Raw genomic sequence first — 15,430 nt, forward strand, 5'->3', positions numbered from 1 at the left:
GGCCTCGTCTCAGGCGTCCTCCCCGACCGGTCTCCCGTCGACGTCCCGCAGGTCGTCGTAGCGGACCACGCCCCACCAGTCCTCGACGAGGAACGGCGTCTCGGGGTCACCGCTCGGGACGAGGTCGACCCGGAAGTCGCGCTCGACGGTGACCCACGCGTCGGTGTCGTCCTCGACCCGCACGAGGTCGAGGTCGATGCTCTGCAGCACCTGGAGGTGGACGGTGTCGGACCCCGGGTGGCTCAGCCACACCCGCGAGACGACGAGGTCGGAGTGGCTGTAGCCGCGACCGGTGCGGGTGGCGGGCCGGTACTCCCCGTCGTCGTAACGGGCGAGGGCGAGCAGCGCGACCGGCGTGAAGGAGCCTGGCTCGTCCGCGACGGCACCCGCGACGCGCTCGTCCCACCACTCACCCGCCTCCGGCGTCAGCAGACCCTTGACGAAGCTCGCGGACTCGACGACCTCCTCGGCCGTGACGTCCTCGTCGAGCCGCTCGAAGCTCGACGTCGCGCCCTGCGCCAGCAGGAGCGTGACGACGTCGCAGAGCCCGGTGCGCAGCGGCTCCTCGCCGAAGCGGTCCTTCGCCGTCCCGTCGGGGACGGTGAGCGTCGCGCAGTACTCCGGCGTCCCGTCGTCGGCGACGGGGACCTGCTCGCCGTTGAGGGTGATGTCGAGCGGTGGCACCGGGGGCGGTGTGGGGCTCGCGTCGGCTGATGGCGTGGTCTCAGCGGTCCCGGGCAGAGGGAGGGCGGCGCACCCGGTGAGCCCCAGCACGGCGAGGAGGGCGACGGCTGTCACGCGTGGTCTGGTCATGCGTGGTCTGGTCATGCGCCGGAGTGTGAGGTCGGCGCGGGCGACGCCGCCGGCGTCGTCCACAGACCTGTGGACGACGCGCGGAGGGCTGACGCGACCCTCTTACGGTCGGGCGCGGCCACCCGAGGCCTCCCGTTCGGGAGCTGCTGCGAGGTGGACCCCGTCATGAGGAGAGCCATGGACCACGACGCCGCCGACGTCCGCCCCCGCCGGCCGCCGACGCCGCCGCGTCGCCCCGGGCTACCGGCAGAACCGGTGCGGTCCAGCACCCTGACCTGGACCTCTCTTGCCACGCCGGTCCTGGCCGTCGTCCTGTCGCCCTCGCCCCTGCTGAGGTCCGTCGGCCTGATGCTCGTGGCGGCAGGAGCAGCGGCGGCCGTCCTCGTCCTCGTCAGGACCGGTGGACGAGGGCGCGCATCGCTCGGCCCGCTGACGGCGCTGCTCCTCAACGCGGCCGCAGGGGTGTTCCTGGTCGCCTTCGCCCTCAGGGACCTGGCCTACGTGCTGGAGGAGGTCGGCCTGTAGGTGCACCGGAGATGTCCTCCTCGACCACGGCGATCGAGGGAGCATCTGAGGAGATGATCACCAGACCGAACCTGATCAGCGCCGGCGCGCTTCGTGGGCGACGCGATGGCAGCCGTCGTCCACGGCATCTGGTCCGTGCAGGCCGTGACTGGCTCACCGCCCCGTCGTCGTCGGTTTCGCCGTCCTCAGGAGGGCTCGCCGGCCGGGCGATGGCGACGCTCGTCCCACCGCTGCCCTCTCCGCCGGAGGTGATCGGCGCGTGGTGAGGTGAGCCCGTGCTCGCCGACGAGATCGCCGACCGCTGGCCCCGCCTCTTCCACATGGCCGAGGCGGGCTCGTGGCCCTCGATCCGGCGACACGGACTGCTCTCGACTCAGGCGCTCTGCGACCTCTACGACGTCCGGCAGCCGCAGCGCGACGACCTCCTCGCGCGCAAGCGCCCGCAGCCCGTGCAACTGCCCCACCCCGAGCACGGGACGGCGTGGGTGCGCGACAACAAGCCCATCAACGAGACCGTGCTGCGCCGCACGCTCGTCGGGATGGACGAGGAGACGTGGTACCGCACCCTCAACAGCCGCGTCTTCTTCTGGCTCAGCGAGGAGCGGCTCAGCAAGCTGCACGCCGCCTACCGCGGACGCCAGCACGACCTGCTCGTCGTCAGCACCGCCAGGATGCTCGCGGCTCATGGCGGTGTGGTCGAGCTCTGCCCGCTCAACAGCGGAGCCGTGCACGCCGGCGCCGTCGTCACCCGGGGCGCCGGCACCTTCCGGCGTCTCGCGGACTACCCGTGGGAGGAACGCCGGCGCATCGCCCGGCGCGAGCCGGTCGTCGAGCTGACGGTCCCGTACGCCGTCCGAGACATCGCCGACCTCGTCGAGGACGTCCGGACGATCTGACCGCCGCGTGGTCACCGCAGCGGGCAGTCCTGCAGCTTAAAGGCGCTCCACCAGTTGTCGACGAGGAAGAGATGCTCCGGGTCGGGTGCCGGGGACGAGCGTCAAGGCCAGCGAGCGGTCGTGGTGCCGGCCGACGGTGACGAGACGCCCAGGGCGGTCCAGCACACGTCGGTGACGCCGCCCCGCGCCCGCGGAGCGGGGCCCTCACCCGCCCGGCGCCCCGCCCCGCGGCCCGTCGTCGTAGGTGTCCATCGTCCGCCACGCGCGCTGCACGCCCTGGAGGGCCCCGCGCGTCTGCTCGGGTCGGCTCGCCTGCATCCCGGCGAGCAGGCCGTAGACCACGGCGGTGATGGCCGTCACCGACTGGAAGAAGGACACGCCCTCGCTCGGCACGATGAGCGGCACGTCGGAGACCTGTGCGACCGGGCCGCGCTCGAGGTCGCTGATCGACACCACACGCGCACCGGCCGTCCGGGCGGTGCGCGCGGCGGCGAGCAGCTCGCGCATGGGGCGCCACGGGTTGACGAGGAGGACGACGTCGCCCGGCCCCAGCGCCGAGACGGCGGTCGCCAGGTGCGGCCCGCCCCGTGACTCGAGCTGCGCCCGGTAGCCCATCGTCGCGGCGAGGTGGGCGAAGACCGTCGCGGGCCCGGCGAAGGAGCCCTGCCCGAGCACGAGCAGGTGCGCGGCCTCACCCAGCGCGGCGACCGCGCGCTCGGCATCGTCGCGGTCGACCGTCTCGAGCGCGAGCCGCAGGTTCTCCATGTCGTGGCGGACGGCGTCGTGGACGACCCCGTCGGTCTCCCGGTGGTGCTGCTCGAGCGTCTGCTCCGTGGAAATCTCCAGCAGGTAGCGCGCCCGCAGCTCGTGCTGCAGCGTCGGCCACCCGCGGAAGCCGAGGCGCTGGGCGCAGCGGACGACCGTGCTCTTGTCGACCCCGGCACGCCCGGCGATGGCCGCGACGTCGGAGTAGGACGCCAGCTGCTGGTTGCGCTTCACCGTCTCGAAGACGCGCTCCTGCGCCGGCGAGAGCCCCGCCGACGGGCGCAGGCCGTCGAGCCACGTGCTGATCACGCCGTCACCGCCCCTCTCGCCCCGGCGGACGACGTCGACCCGAACTGTAGGAGCCGCAGCGGGAACCGTCGGTCCGCACGTCCGGGCCGGGCCGACCGGGCAAAAAATCATGGACGCAGTCTCGCAACGGCCATTGCCAGACCCCCGACACGCACCTACGTTTGCGGACCATCACGGCCGGGCGCAGCACGGCTCCGGCCCGCACCGACGGACGACGCGAGAGCAGGACACGTGGACACCACCTCTCCCGACGGGGCAGCCCCGGCGGACCTCCCCGGCGACGGCTCGGGCGCCGAGCGGCGCGTCGCCGTCATCGGCCTCGGTGCGATGGGCGGCGCCATGGCGGCGACCCTGCACCGGGCCGGCTGGGCGGTCACCGGCGTCGACCCGTCGCCCGAGGCCCGGGCACGCGCGGCCGACGCCGGCCTCGCGACGGCCGACCGGCTCGAGGACGTCGCGGGCACCCCGTCGGTCGTCCTCTCCCTGCCGTCGGCGCGCGTCGTCGAGCAGGCGGTCCCCGTGCTGCTGGAGCGCGAGGGCACCCGCGTCGTCCTCGACACCACGACGTCGGAACCCGCCACGAGCGAGGCCATGGCCGCCGCCGCCCGCGAGCGCGGCGCCGTCTTCGTCGACGCACCCGTCTCCGGCGGCGCGAGCGGCGCGGCCACCGGGGCGCTGAGTGCCTTCGTCGGCGGTACCGCCGAGGACGTCCGCGCCGCCGAGCCGCTGCTGGCCGCGCTGACCGGCGGTCAGTACGCCGTCGTCGGCGGGACGGGGGCCGGCAACGTCGTCAAGCTCCTCAACAACGTGCTGTGCGCGACCAACCTCATCGCCGTCGGCGAGGCGATGGACGTCGCCGCCGCCCACGGCCTCGACCTCGCCACCGTCGCGCAGGCCGTCAGCGGGGCGTCGGGCGGCAGCGCCGTGACGGCGAACGTCCTCCCGCGGTGGGTGCTCTCGGGCACCTTCGACTCCGGCTTCGCGCTCGGCCTCATGGCCCGCGACGTGGGCCTGGCCCTCGACGTCGCGGCCGCCCGCGGGGCCAAGCCCTCGCTGCTCGCCGCGACGCACGACGCCTGGCAGCGCGCCCTCGCCGAGCGCGGCCCCGCCGCCGACTTCACCGAGGCCCCCGCCACCGCCGCGACCGCGACCACCGCCCTCGCGCCGGCGGACCCCGGCGCGAGCTCCACGACCAGCACCGAGGACGACCGATGACGACGACCACCCAGCAGTCCGACGCGCCCACCCCGGGCGCGCCCCCCACGCCCCCGGCCGGTCCGGACTCCCACCGCCGCAGCGGCGCCGCGACGGCGTCCGCCGTGCTCGCCGAGTCGCTGCCCACGGGCCTCGGCTCATTCGTCGACGGGCGCGTCGTCCCCGGCACGGGCGACGTCGTCGAGCTCGTCACCCCCTCGACCGGCGAGGTCTTCACCTCCTACCGCGACGCCGGGCCCGACGTCCTCGACCGGCTGCTCTCCTCCTCCACCGAGGGCGCGCGCACGTGGGGGGCCACCGACCCCTTCGCGCGGGCCGCGACACTGCGCGAGGTCTCCCGCGTGCTCGCCGCGCACGCCGAGGAGCTCGCCGTCCTGGAGTCGGCCACCACGGGCAAGCCGCTGCGCGACGCCCGCGCCGAGGCCGGCCGCGTCGCCGAGATGTTCGGCTACTACGCGGGGTGGGCCGACAAGGTCTCCGGCGACACCCTGCCCGTCCCCGGCGACTGGCTCACCTACACCCGCCGGGTGCCGTGGGGCGTCGTCACCGCGGTGACGCCGTGGAACGCGCCCGTCTTCACCGCCGGCTGGAACTCCTCCGCGCCGCTGGCGGCGGGCAACGCCGTCGTGCTCAAGCCGAGCGAGTTCACGCCGGCCACCACGGTGCGCCTGGCCCAGCTGGCCTACGGGGCCGGACTGCCGGCCGGGGTGCTCAACGTCGCCGTCGGCCTCGGCGCCACCACGGGCGCGGCCGTGACGACGGACCCGCGCGTCGGCAAGGTGAGCTTCGTCGGCTCGGTGCCCACGGGCCGCGCCGTCGGGACGGCGTGCGCCGCCGCCGGCATCCCCACCGTGCTCGAGCTGGGCGGCAAGAGCGCCACCATCGTGTTCGCCGACGCCGACCTCGACCGGGCCGCCGACGGCGCCGTCGCCGCGATCTTCGCGGCCGCCGGCCAGTCGTGCGTCGCGGGCTCGCGCCTGCTCGTCGAGCGCTCGGTGCACGCCGCGCTGCTGGAGAAGGTCGTCGAGCGCGCCGGGCGCCTGCGCCTCGGGGACCCGCTCGACCCCGCGACCGAGGTCGGGCCCATCGTCACGGCCGGCCAGCACGCCCGCGTCCGCGCGCTGCTCGAGACCGGGCTCGCCGACGGCGCGACCCGCGCGACCCCCTTCGTCGAGACCCCGTCGGGCGACCTCGCCGGCGGCCACTGGGTCGCGCCGACCGTACTCGACGGCGTCACGCCGGCCAACGCGCTGGAGACCACCGAGGTCTTCGGACCCGTCCTCGGCGTCGACGCCGTCGACTCCGAGGAGGAGGCCGTCGCCCGGGCCAACGCCACCGGCTTCGGCCTGGCCGGCTCGGTGTGGACCAACGACGTCTCGCGGGCGCACCGCGTCGCCGCGGGCGTGCGGGCGGGGACCTTCTGGGTCAACGCCTGCAAGACCATCCACGTCGCCGTGCCCTTCGGCGGCTTCGGCGACTCCGGCCACGGGCGCTCGTCCGGGCCCGGCGTCCTCGACGAGTACACCCAGCTCAAGGCCGTCTGGGTGCCGGTGCAGCCCGTCGGCGCCCCGTTCCCCTCGCTCGGCTACTGACCCGTCCCCATCGCCGCACCCCGCCCACACCCCCGGAGGAACCGCATGGACAGGCCCGCAGACCTCGTGGCGGCGTGGCGGCTCCTGGCCGTCGCGCTCGTCGTCGTGGTCCTCTCCCAGCTCCTCGGCATCCGCCGCATCGAGGTGGGGATCGGCACCATCCTGCTGCTGCCCCTGCTCTACGCCTTCCTCGCGGGGCTGGTGCTCAACCCGAGCATCACCGGCCGGGTCGGGAAGGTGCTGGGGCGCCGTGAGGTGCGGCTCGCGTCGCCGCTCATCATCGTGGCGATCCTGCCCTTCATCGCCCGCTTCGGGACGACGATCGGCCCCGACATCGAGGCGGTCATCGCGGCCGGGCCGGCGCTGCTGCTGCAGGAGCTCGGCAACCTCGGGACGATCGTCCTGGCCTTCCCCGTCGCCGTGTACCTGCTGAGGCTGCGGCGGGAGGCCATCGGGGCGACGTTCTCCGTCGCCCGCGAGCCGAGCCTCGCGATCATCGCCGACCGCTACGGCCTGCGCGGCCCCGAGGGCGCCGGCGTCCTCGCCGTCTACGTCGTCGGCACGCTCGTCGGCACCATCGTCTTCTCGGTGATGGCGTCCTTCGTCGCCTCGCTCGACGTCCTCGACCCCCGGGCGCTCGCCATGGCCTGCGGCGTCGGCAGCGGCTCGATGATGGCGGCCTGCAGCGGCGCGCTCGCGGCCACGCTGCCGGAGATGGAGGACACCATCCTGGCCTTCGCCGGCACGAGCAACCTCCTCACCTACGCGACGGGCATGTACGTGACGCTCTTCGTCGCCCTGCCGCTCGTCGAGTGGATGTACCGCAAGGCCCACCCCGAGGACACCCGCGCCGCGGCGAAGCCAGCGGCCACGAGCGACGAGGAGGGCGCCCGATGAGCGCCATGCCGGTCGACGACGTCGACGACACCCAGGACGAGCGGCTGTCCCTGCCGAGCGAGATGACGGCGCTGCTCGCCGTCCTGCCCCTCGGCTGGGCCGCGCAGCTCATCGCCACGGACCTGTCCGCCCTGCGCGCGGCCGCCGGGGTGCTGGCCCTCGGGCTCATCGCCGTCGTCGGCATCCTGCTCACCCGCGCCCTGCCGTTCCTGCGGCTGCCAAGCGTGGCGTGGGTCTCGCTCGTCGGCATCGTCGCCAGCCTGCCGATGCTCCCCTGGGGCGAGGCCGTGGTCGGCGTCGTCGGCGACATCGACTTCCTCGCCCTGTCCGTGCCGTGCCTCGCCTTCGCCGGGCTCGCGATCTCGCGGCGGGAGGTCGCCATCGCCAGGACGTCGGGGTGGAAGCTGCTCGTCGTCGGGGTGCTCGTGCTGGTCGGCACCTTCATCGGCTCGGCGCTCATCGCGGACGTGACGCTGCCGTTGCTGGAGTGAGGTGCGGGAGCTCCGGCGTCGCGGGGAACGCCCCCCACCTGCCCCTACCTGCGGAGCAGCACCTCGACGACCGCCGTCGCCACGAAGACCCGGCCGCGGCCGCCCCGGGGCGTCTCCCGCAGCACGTCGAGCTCCACCAGCCGGGCGACGGCGGTGTTGGTGGCCTGATAGGTCCGGCCGATGGCCTCGCTGAGCCGTGCCACCCGGACATACGGCGCGGCGATCAGGCCCCGAACGATCGTCTCGACGGCGCCACTCAGCCCAGCGTCCGCCACCCGGTGCAGGTACTCCTGCTCCACGGCGAGCAGGTCGTGCACCCGCTGGGCGGTGTCGGTCGCCGAGGCCTCGAGGCCGGTGGCGAAGAAGCTGACCCAGGCGTCCCAGTCGCCGGTGGCGCTGACCTCGGCGAGGTGCTCCTGGTACTTGGGTCTTCGCTGCTCGAACCACGGCGAGACGCTGAGGAGAGGCTCGTCGATCACGCCCTGACGGAGAAGCTGTAGGACGACCAGGAGGCGCCCCAGGCGCCCGTTGCCGTCGTTGAAAGGATGCAGCGTCTCGAACTGGTAGTGCGCCATCGCCGCCGCGACGACGGGGTCACGGTCGCCGGGAGGTCGCTCGACCCAGTCGACCAGGTCCGTCACCGCCGCCGTCAGCGCGGGCCCTGGGGGCATCGGCACGAAGCGTGAGGTCTCCAGCCCGTCTCCGCGTCCACCGATCGCGACGGGGATCCGGCGGAGGCGTCCGCTGTCCTCCGTGTCGGCCGTCGTCCCCGCGACCAGCGTCGCGTGGAGCTCGGCGAGCAGTCCGACGGTGAGCGGGCGCCCGTCGGCGACCCAGGCGAAGCCGAGCTCGGCGGCGTCGACATAGTTGAGCACCTCTGACAGCTCGGCCGACCGGTCGTCGGCGGACGCCTCCGCCTCAAGCACGTCCTCGAGCGGCGCATAGGTGCCCTCGAGCGCCGACGTGCTCTGCGCCTCGCGTCGCAGAGTCGGTCGCCGCAGGAGCGCAGGCTGAGGTACCTGACGGCCCGCCTGCTGCAGCCGCCCGAGAGCATGACCCGCACGCGCCACCACCCGCCACGTCGCTCCCTGCAGCGACGGCTCCGCGGCGAGCTGGTCGGCGACGTAGGCCCAGTGGTCGTAGGAACGCTGCGTCCGACCGTCGATCCCGGCGAGCCGGACGACGTGGCCGACGGGGCTGTCACGGAAGCGCTCGACGTCCACAGATGTAAGCCTAGGCGGCTTAGGCTTGAAGTTCGCCGCCTGAGTGTCAAGCGCGCTTGCACCGCCCGCGGCGCTCCACGGTCCTGCCGGAGGGGGAGATTGCCGGCCGCCCCCTCATCCCGCTGCCAGGCACTCCTAGGGGACGGCGCTGCTGGGCAGCTGCCCGCGTAGCGGCGCGAGTGGGTGACGGCCTCTCGACATGGCCCGGATGAGAATTCTCGTCCGTAAGGTCAGGCCGCGAAGCCACCAGCGTCGTCAGATGACAGGGGAGACATCGATGACCGACCCGGGCGAGGACGCCGCCGAGCCGGACGCCAACGCCACGACAGAGGGCGATGACGTCACGGCGGAATCGTCGACCGTCCTCGCTGAGATCCTCCCGGGCATCGCCGTCGTGTTCGGTGACGTGCCCGCGGGTCTCGACCTCGTCGACTTCGGTCTCGTGCCGACCGGCGACCGAGCGCAGATCTCGACGGCCCTCGCCTCGGCAGGGGTGCTGACGACGGCGGGGGGTGGCGTTGGCAACGCCGTCGCCGGTGCGCAGGGACTCTTCCGGCTCGGCGCCGAGACGCAGTCACTGGTTAAGGCCGGTGCGTCGCTGGCGGTGAAGGACGGCGCGAACATCGGCGCCGTCATGAAGGGCGGCAAGATCATTGCCCAAGCTCGACTCATCCCTGTGGCCGCGCTGAACCCGGTTACCGCCGCTGCTGTCATCGGACCCGCCGTCGCGATGGTCGCCCTGCAGATGAAGCTCAGCGAGATCAGCGGCCTCGTCAGCACGAACATCGCCCTGACGACGCACGTGCTCACCACCATCCGCCGCGAGCAGTGGGCCGAGCTGCTGGGTCTCATCGCGGCTGTCGACGGCGTCGTCGCGCAGGCGAGGGAGGTCGGTGCCGTCCCGGAGTCGCTCTGGGACAGCATCGCCGGTAACGAGGCGCCCCTGCGCAAGCAGCTCGGCCTCTACCGCGAGAACGTCGTCGGGCACGTCCGTCAGCTCGACCGGCGCGACGCCCAGGACCGCCGGCAGTACCTGGAGACGAACGCCGAGGCGATCGTCTTCGACGCCAACGCGCTGCTGTCCTCACTGAAGGGGTGGACCGGCTACCAGGCGCTGCGGGCCGGTCGCGCGCGCACCGCCGGCGCCGACGACCCGGCCGAGGCCCGTCTCGTCGAGGTCATCACCCGGGACGCCCAGGAGGAGCTCGCCGCGGGGCTCGCGACGACGACGACGCTCGTCGACGCCCTGACGCGCGAGCTGCAGATCATCGCCGAGCTGCCCGGACGTGCGGGCGCGCCGCTGACGCAGAAGCGCCGCGACGCCAAGGCGGTCCGGCTGACGTGCGGCCAGCTGCTCGAGGCGGTCCGACCGCTCGCCGACGTCCTGCGCCCGCAGGCGCCCGAGCCGCAGGAGCCGGACGTCATCTGCGCACCGGCCGACCTCGACCACGAGCCGTATCTGCGCGTGCTGCGGTGGCTCCTCGAGGACGGCGAGAGCGTCCGCTGCCTCGCCTTCCCCTTCCGCCTCGACGACCTCGCCAAGGGCGCCGCCCTGCTCGGGCGTCTCGACCCCGAGAAGTGGGCGGCGGTCGTCGCCGTGACGGACCGGCGGATCATCACGGCCAAGCCGGGAGACCTGCGCGAGCACGGCAAGGTCGCCAGCAGCGTCCCGCTCGACCTCGTGCGCTACGTCCGCGCCGCCACCCGCGACGAGGCCGGGGGCAGGGCTCGCGTCGACGTCATCACGCGCGACGAGAACGTGCGGTGGACGTTCCACCCCGAGACGGCGGACGAGCACGTGGGCGCGCTGGCCGCGCTGCTAGCCGCGTCGATGACGATTCCCGACGCGGAGCGCGGGGCGCTAGTGCAACGCGGCGCGGCTGTCCACGCTGGCCAGACGACAGCGCTCACCGGGCCGACACCCGCAGGGTGAGGCGTCGGCAAGGGGTCCATCACCGGCCGCCGAGCCCCCGGGTCAATCCGACTCCGACGCCGTAGCCACCGGCGCCACGACCAAGGCTGCTGGCCGTGGACGACGTTCGCGCGTCGCGGTCGCCGATCTCGCGCGCGTAGGACCAGCGGTCAGTCGATCCGACGCAGCCCGCGAGCGGTGAGCACCAGGAACCACGGACCCGCCCCGAGCTCCTCGACCGATGCCTCCAGCCGCTCCCAGTGCCGCACGAGCAGCACGGCCCAGTCCCAGGTGCTCTGGTCGCGCTTGCCGCCGATCCACAGGCACCGCAGTCCGTGGTCGAGCATCGCCGCCCGCTCGCCGGGACGGGTGCGCATCTTCTTGTCCCGGGCGATGGCCACGAGACCGAGCCCGGCGACGACCGGGATCCACGCCTCGTCCGCCATCCCGAGGTGCAGCTGCGGGACGGCCGGATGACCGGGATGGACGACGTCGCGGCGCAGCCCAGCCAGTCCCTTGCCGAGGCCAAGGACGCTCTCGTCGGCGTAGAAGCGGAACCCGTGACCAGCCCCGGCGGACGACGGCATGACGTCAGGCGGCCTGCTGGCCCCGACGCTCGTACTCCAAGGCGTCCAGCACCTGTTCCAGCGTCAGGTCGTACTGCTGGGCGACCCATTCGACCGGCTCACCGGCGTGCACCAGCTCAGTGAGCACATCGGTCGGGACGCTACGCACCGCGGGCTGCCCGGACTTGAAGCGCGGGTCGAGCGCGACCGCACGCTCCCGTCCGAGCGGCGCGACGCGCAACGCGATCCCGGCGTCACTGCTGTCCTGCGTCGCGAACACCGTCGAGCGTTCGACATGACGCACCTGCGTCGAGAAGACGAGCTGCCCGCCGCCGGCCTCCACAACGAGGCGCATGCTGTCCTCCAGCTGCGCCTCCTCCTGCAGGTCGTGGACCAGGCGTCGGGACTCGTCGACGTACGGTCGGACGGTCGCCAGTGGGTAACGGACGCCGAGCGTCTGACGGAGACCTTCCACAACCGGCCGCAACCGCTGCATCGGCACACCAGAGTCGCGGTAGGTCGCCAGCAGTCGGGTCTCCACGAACTCCCCCCACGTGACCACGTCGCTGCCCGTCGAGGTCTCGCGGACCACCGGTGGGTACGTACGCCCTCCCCGGCGATAGCCGTCGACCCACCGACGCGCCGTTCCGGGACCGAGACGGAGGAGGTCGTCGACCTGCGCGAAGGCGTAGACCGGGCGCTCGAGATAGCTGATAGACACGCCTGCTCCCTCCCGTTGTCGTCGCACGGTCCACGGACTGCGCCACGGTAGCGCTGGAGGACGACGGACACCCGGGTATCAGGCAGGGCGGTCCTTTGGTCAAGTCTGTCGGGGTGGTGTACGTGGTGGTGCGCGTGCTGCTCGTGGGTCGTCATGAGGGGGCCCGTCCGCTGGGGGTAGCCGAAGGCGCGTAGGCCGCGAGGGCCCTCACGTTGTCCGACTCCGCCTCTTGTGCGGCTGCCCTCGTGGCAAGGTACCGAGGTGTACATGACCTACGTGGACGAGACCGGCATCGACCAGAACGCGCCTGTCGCCGTCATGGTGGGCATCGTCGCCGACGTGCACCACATCGCCAGGTCGCAGGACGAGTTCGGCGACCTCTTCGACGAGCTGCGAAAGTACGCGGGTGCGCTGCGGGAGGTGAAGAGCTCCGAACTCATGCGCGGGACCGGCAAGTGGAAGCACATGAACAACGCCGACCGAGTGGAGCTTGTCAAGCGCCTCTGCGGGTGGGTGGCCACCCGTCACCACCGCCTGGCGCTGGCCGCGGTGACGACTGCGACCGTCAAAGGGGGTCCGGCGCCGGCTCCGGGCTGGGACAACGCTTGGCGCGCAGCCGCCTGGCACATCGCACTGCAGGTCCAGCGGGCTCACCAAGGCAAGCCGAAGAACAAGGGCCGGTCGCTTCTCATCTTCGATGACAACAAGAAGCAGGCCGACAACTTCGCCGAGTCGATGATCAACCCGGCCCCGTGGACTGACGCCTACTACGAACGCGGCAAGAAGCAGGCGGCGATGGACCAGATTATTGATACACCGCTCACCGTCGCTAGCCATCACGTCGGGCTCGTGCAGATAGCCGACCTCTACGCCGGCATCTTCCGGCGCTACGCCGACCTGCAGGACCATGGCGCCAGTGAGCACTACACCGACGAGGCCCGTCACATCGGCGAGTACGTCGACATCCTCACGCCGTCGCTCCTGGCCACCGCGAATCGCTGGGCGAAACGCCCGAGCAACCCATGCATGCAGTGGTACGTCGACGTGGCGCCGCTGTCGCTCAAGGCCCTCACCTAACGCAAGGCAGCCCCGGACACGACGGGGATGTAGCCGGCACGGTGGTCGAGGCTACTATCGGGTGCAACGGGTCAGACGCCGCCGCGACTGCCCTTGCCACCAGTCTTGCGGGCGTTGGCTGCTCGACGATCGAAGCTCTCGCTGCAAACCGCCTGCATCGTGTAATGGAGCTCATCGCAATTGAGGGTGCAGCTGGGCCATGAAGCCGCCGGCCTGTTCGGGCCAGCGTCGGCCCTACGACGAGGGAGAGACATGAGCCAGCTCGGTAGCTTCGTGTGGGGGATCGCCGACCAGCTGCGGGGGGTCTACAAGCCGCACCAGTACGGCAACGTGATCCTGCCCATGACCGTGCTGCGTCGGCTGGACTGCCTGATGGACGGCAAGCGCAAGCAGATGCGAACTCTCGCGGCGCAGTACCCGAACGCGACCATGCTTACGGCCAAGGTGCGCAAAGAATGCGGGCTTGATTTCTACAACACCTCGCAGTACGACCTCAAGCGCCTGGTCTCCGACCCCGACGGTTTGCAGGCCAATCTCGTCGACTACCTCGCGCGCTTCTCGGCCAACATCGACGTCTTCGACCGCTTCAAGTTCGGCGGGGAGATCGCCACCCTGGCCGAGAAGAACCGGCTGTTGCTCGTCGTCCGGCAATTCTCCGAGGTGGACCTGCATCCCGACCGAGTGCCGAACGCGGCGATGGGCGACCTCTTCGAGGAGCTCATCCGCAAGTTCGCCGAGGCGTCGAACGAAGAGGCCGGCGAGCACTTCACCCCGCGCGACGCCATCCGGCTGATCGTCGACCTCCTGCTGGCCGAGGACGCCGAGGCGCTGACGACGCCGGGCGTGGTGCGCACCGTCTACGACCCCACGGCGGGCACGGGCGGCATGCTCTCGATCGCCGAGGAGCACCTGCAGGCCATGAACCCCTCGGCGCGGCTGACGCTGTTCGGGCAGGAGATCAACGACCAGTCGTACGCCATCTGCAAGTCCGACCTCATCGCCAAGGGGCAGGCGGTCACGAACATCCAGCTCGGCGACACGCTCGCCGAGGACCGGTTCGCCGACCGGACGTTCGACTACTGCCTGTCCAACCCGCCGTACGGCGTGGACTGGCGCGCCTCCGAGGAGGCGGTGAAGGCCGAGCGCGCGGCCGCGCCGCACGGGCGCTTCGGGGCGGGCCTGCCCAAGATGGGAGATGGGCAGATGCTCTTCCTCACCCACCTCGCCGTGAAGATGCGGCCCGTCGCGGAGGGCGGGGGCCGCGCCGGCATCGTCCTCAACGGCTCGCCGCTGTTCAACGGGGCGGCGGAGTCCGGGGAGTCGCAGATTCGCCGGCACCTGCTCGAGAGCGACCAGGTGGACGCCATCGTCGCGCTCCCGACCAACATGTTCTACAACACCGGCATCAGCACGTACGTGTGGGTGCTCGACAACACGAAGCCCGCGGAGCGCGTCGGCAAGGTCCAGCTCATCGACGGCACGTCCTTCTTCACCAAGATGCGCAAGAACCTCGGTGACAAGTCGCGGGAGATTTCCGCGGCCGACCGGGACCGGCTGGTGCGCATCTACGGCGCCTTCGACGCCCAGGCGGACGAGGACGCCGACCACAGCCGCGTGTTTGCGACGACGGACTTCGGCTACTGGACCATCACCGTCGAGCGACCGCTGCGGTTGGCCTTTGAGGTGACGCCCGAGCGCATCGACGCACTGGCCGAGGCGTGCGGCGGCGGGGCCAAGGGGGCCAAAGGCCCGCTCAAGGACGTCGACCCGCAGCGGATGCGCGGAGTGCTGCAGACCTTCGCCGACGCCCACCCCGGCGTCCGGTGGACGGACCGCGCTGTCTTCCTGCCCGACCTGCGCACGCACCTCAAGCGCGAAGGGGCCGCCCTGCCGACGCCGGCCTTGAAGGCGGTGTGGCAGGGACTGTCCGAGCGCGACGAGGACGCCGAGATCTGCCGCGACACCAAGGGCGCCCCCGAGCCCGACGTCAGCCTGCGCGACACGGAGAACGTCCCCTACGGCTGGGCCCCACCCGGCGGGACGGGCGACAGCCGCTCCGGGGAAGGGCGCCGCGACGAGGTGGTCGCTGACTACTTCGCGCACGAGGTCAAGCCCCACGTCCCCGACGCCTGGATCGACCACGCCCGGACCCGCGTCGGCTACGAGATCCCCTTCACCCGGCACTTCTACCGGTACGTGCCGCCGCGACCGCTCGAGGAGATCGACGCCGACCTCGAGGTGCTGGTCAAGGAGATCATGCAACTGCTGCGGGGGGTGGAGGCGTGAATTACGTGCCTCTCCGTTACCTCAGCACGGCGCCCATCATCAATGGACTCGGTTTGCCGGGCTCCTTTGACGACCCGTCGTGGCCGCGATACATCCGCACGACAGACATCGCGACTCCCACGACGTTGCGCTCAGACATATT

14 protein-coding genes are annotated in these 15,430 nt (G+C 72.2%); 9 read left to right on the forward strand and 5 right to left on the reverse strand.

Annotation, left to right across the window (positions count from 1 at the left end; all coding sequences use genetic code 11):
* Positions 1-9: 9 nt before the first annotated feature.
* Entirely contained in the window at positions 10-828 is an 819-nt protein-coding gene (locus WDV86_RS08595) for a hypothetical protein (RefSeq protein ID WP_339567205.1), read from the reverse strand.
* 162 nt (positions 829-990) lie between these two features.
* Between WDV86_RS08595 and WDV86_RS08600 the strand changes: the two genes are divergently transcribed.
* Both WDV86_RS08600 and WDV86_RS08605 read left to right on the forward strand, forming a co-directional pair.
* On the forward strand, positions 991-1,338 hold the full coding sequence (locus tag WDV86_RS08600) for a hypothetical protein (RefSeq protein ID WP_339567206.1): 348 nt from the start codon (positions 991-993) through the stop codon (positions 1,336-1,338).
* A 275-nt stretch (positions 1,339-1,613) separates the two neighbouring features.
* Positions 1,614-2,234, forward strand: a complete 621-nt coding sequence (locus WDV86_RS08605; protein WP_339567207.1) for a DUF7002 family protein — start codon at positions 1,614-1,616, stop codon at positions 2,232-2,234.
* Positions 2,235-2,438: 204 nt separating this feature from the next.
* Here WDV86_RS08605 and WDV86_RS08610 read toward each other — a convergent pair whose 3' ends face one another.
* On the reverse strand, positions 2,439-3,308 hold the full coding sequence (locus WDV86_RS08610; RefSeq protein WP_339567208.1) for a MurR/RpiR family transcriptional regulator: 870 nt from the start codon (positions 3,306-3,308) through the stop codon (positions 2,439-2,441).
* Between the two features lie 231 nt (positions 3,309-3,539).
* On the opposite strand from WDV86_RS08610, the gene WDV86_RS08615 reads away from it, so the two are divergent.
* Genes WDV86_RS08615 through WDV86_RS08630 form a run of 4 tightly spaced genes read left to right on the forward strand, consistent with a single transcriptional unit; the run spans position 3,540 to position 7,503 of the window.
* Complete coding sequence (locus WDV86_RS08615) at positions 3,540-4,523, forward strand: NAD(P)-dependent oxidoreductase (protein WP_339567209.1); 984 nt, start codon at positions 3,540-3,542, stop codon at positions 4,521-4,523.
* Positions 4,520-6,115 (forward strand): aldehyde dehydrogenase family protein, encoded by a 1,596-nt coding sequence (locus WDV86_RS08620; protein WP_339567210.1) that lies wholly within the window; start codon positions 4,520-4,522, stop codon positions 6,113-6,115. The genes WDV86_RS08615 and WDV86_RS08620 overlap by 4 nt, the downstream gene beginning before the upstream one ends.
* A gap of 45 nt (positions 6,116-6,160) precedes the next feature.
* On the forward strand, positions 6,161-7,012 hold the full coding sequence (locus tag WDV86_RS08625; protein ID WP_339567211.1) for a DUF3100 domain-containing protein: 852 nt from the start codon (positions 6,161-6,163) through the stop codon (positions 7,010-7,012).
* Positions 7,009-7,503 (forward strand): hypothetical protein, encoded by a 495-nt coding sequence (locus WDV86_RS08630; protein WP_339567212.1) that lies wholly within the window; start codon positions 7,009-7,011, stop codon positions 7,501-7,503. Before WDV86_RS08625 ends, WDV86_RS08630 begins: the two co-directional genes overlap by 4 nt.
* Before the next feature lie 44 nt (positions 7,504-7,547).
* Here the strand turns inward: WDV86_RS08630 and WDV86_RS08635 are convergent, their stop codons facing one another.
* A complete protein-coding gene (locus tag WDV86_RS08635) occupies positions 7,548-8,726 on the reverse strand; it encodes a Fic family protein (RefSeq protein WP_339567213.1) in 1,179 nt (392 codons plus the stop codon).
* Positions 8,727-8,985: 259 nt separating this feature from the next.
* Between WDV86_RS08635 and WDV86_RS08640 the strand changes: the two genes are divergently transcribed.
* Entirely contained in the window at positions 8,986-10,659 is a 1,674-nt protein-coding gene (locus tag WDV86_RS08640) for a hypothetical protein (RefSeq protein ID WP_339567214.1), read from the forward strand.
* A gap of 149 nt (positions 10,660-10,808) precedes the next feature.
* On the opposite strand, the gene WDV86_RS08645 is transcribed toward WDV86_RS08640, so the two are convergent.
* The gene (locus tag WDV86_RS08645; RefSeq protein WP_339567215.1) at positions 10,809-11,225 is read right to left on the reverse strand and encodes a PIN-like domain-containing protein; all 417 of its coding nucleotides are present in this window, start codon (positions 11,223-11,225) and stop codon (positions 10,809-10,811) included.
* A 4-nt stretch (positions 11,226-11,229) separates the two neighbouring features.
* Positions 11,230-11,925 (reverse strand): DUF433 domain-containing protein, encoded by a 696-nt coding sequence (locus tag WDV86_RS08650; RefSeq protein WP_339567216.1) that lies wholly within the window; start codon positions 11,923-11,925, stop codon positions 11,230-11,232.
* Positions 11,926-12,192: 267 nt separating this feature from the next.
* Between WDV86_RS08650 and WDV86_RS08655 the strand changes: the two genes are divergently transcribed.
* Both WDV86_RS08655 and WDV86_RS08660 read left to right on the forward strand, forming a co-directional pair.
* Positions 12,193-13,002, forward strand: coding sequence for a DUF3800 domain-containing protein (locus WDV86_RS08655; protein WP_339567217.1), 810 nt, complete (start codon positions 12,193-12,195; stop codon positions 13,000-13,002).
* 252 nt (positions 13,003-13,254) lie between these two features.
* The gene (locus tag WDV86_RS08660; protein ID WP_339567218.1) at positions 13,255-15,288 is read left to right on the forward strand and encodes a type I restriction-modification system subunit M; all 2,034 of its coding nucleotides are present in this window, start codon (positions 13,255-13,257) and stop codon (positions 15,286-15,288) included.
* Positions 15,289-15,430 lie beyond the last annotated feature (142 nt).

The organism is Pseudokineococcus sp. 1T1Z-3, assembly GCF_037482365.1.
Classification (GTDB): domain Bacteria; phylum Actinomycetota; class Actinomycetes; order Actinomycetales; family Quadrisphaeraceae; genus Pseudokineococcus.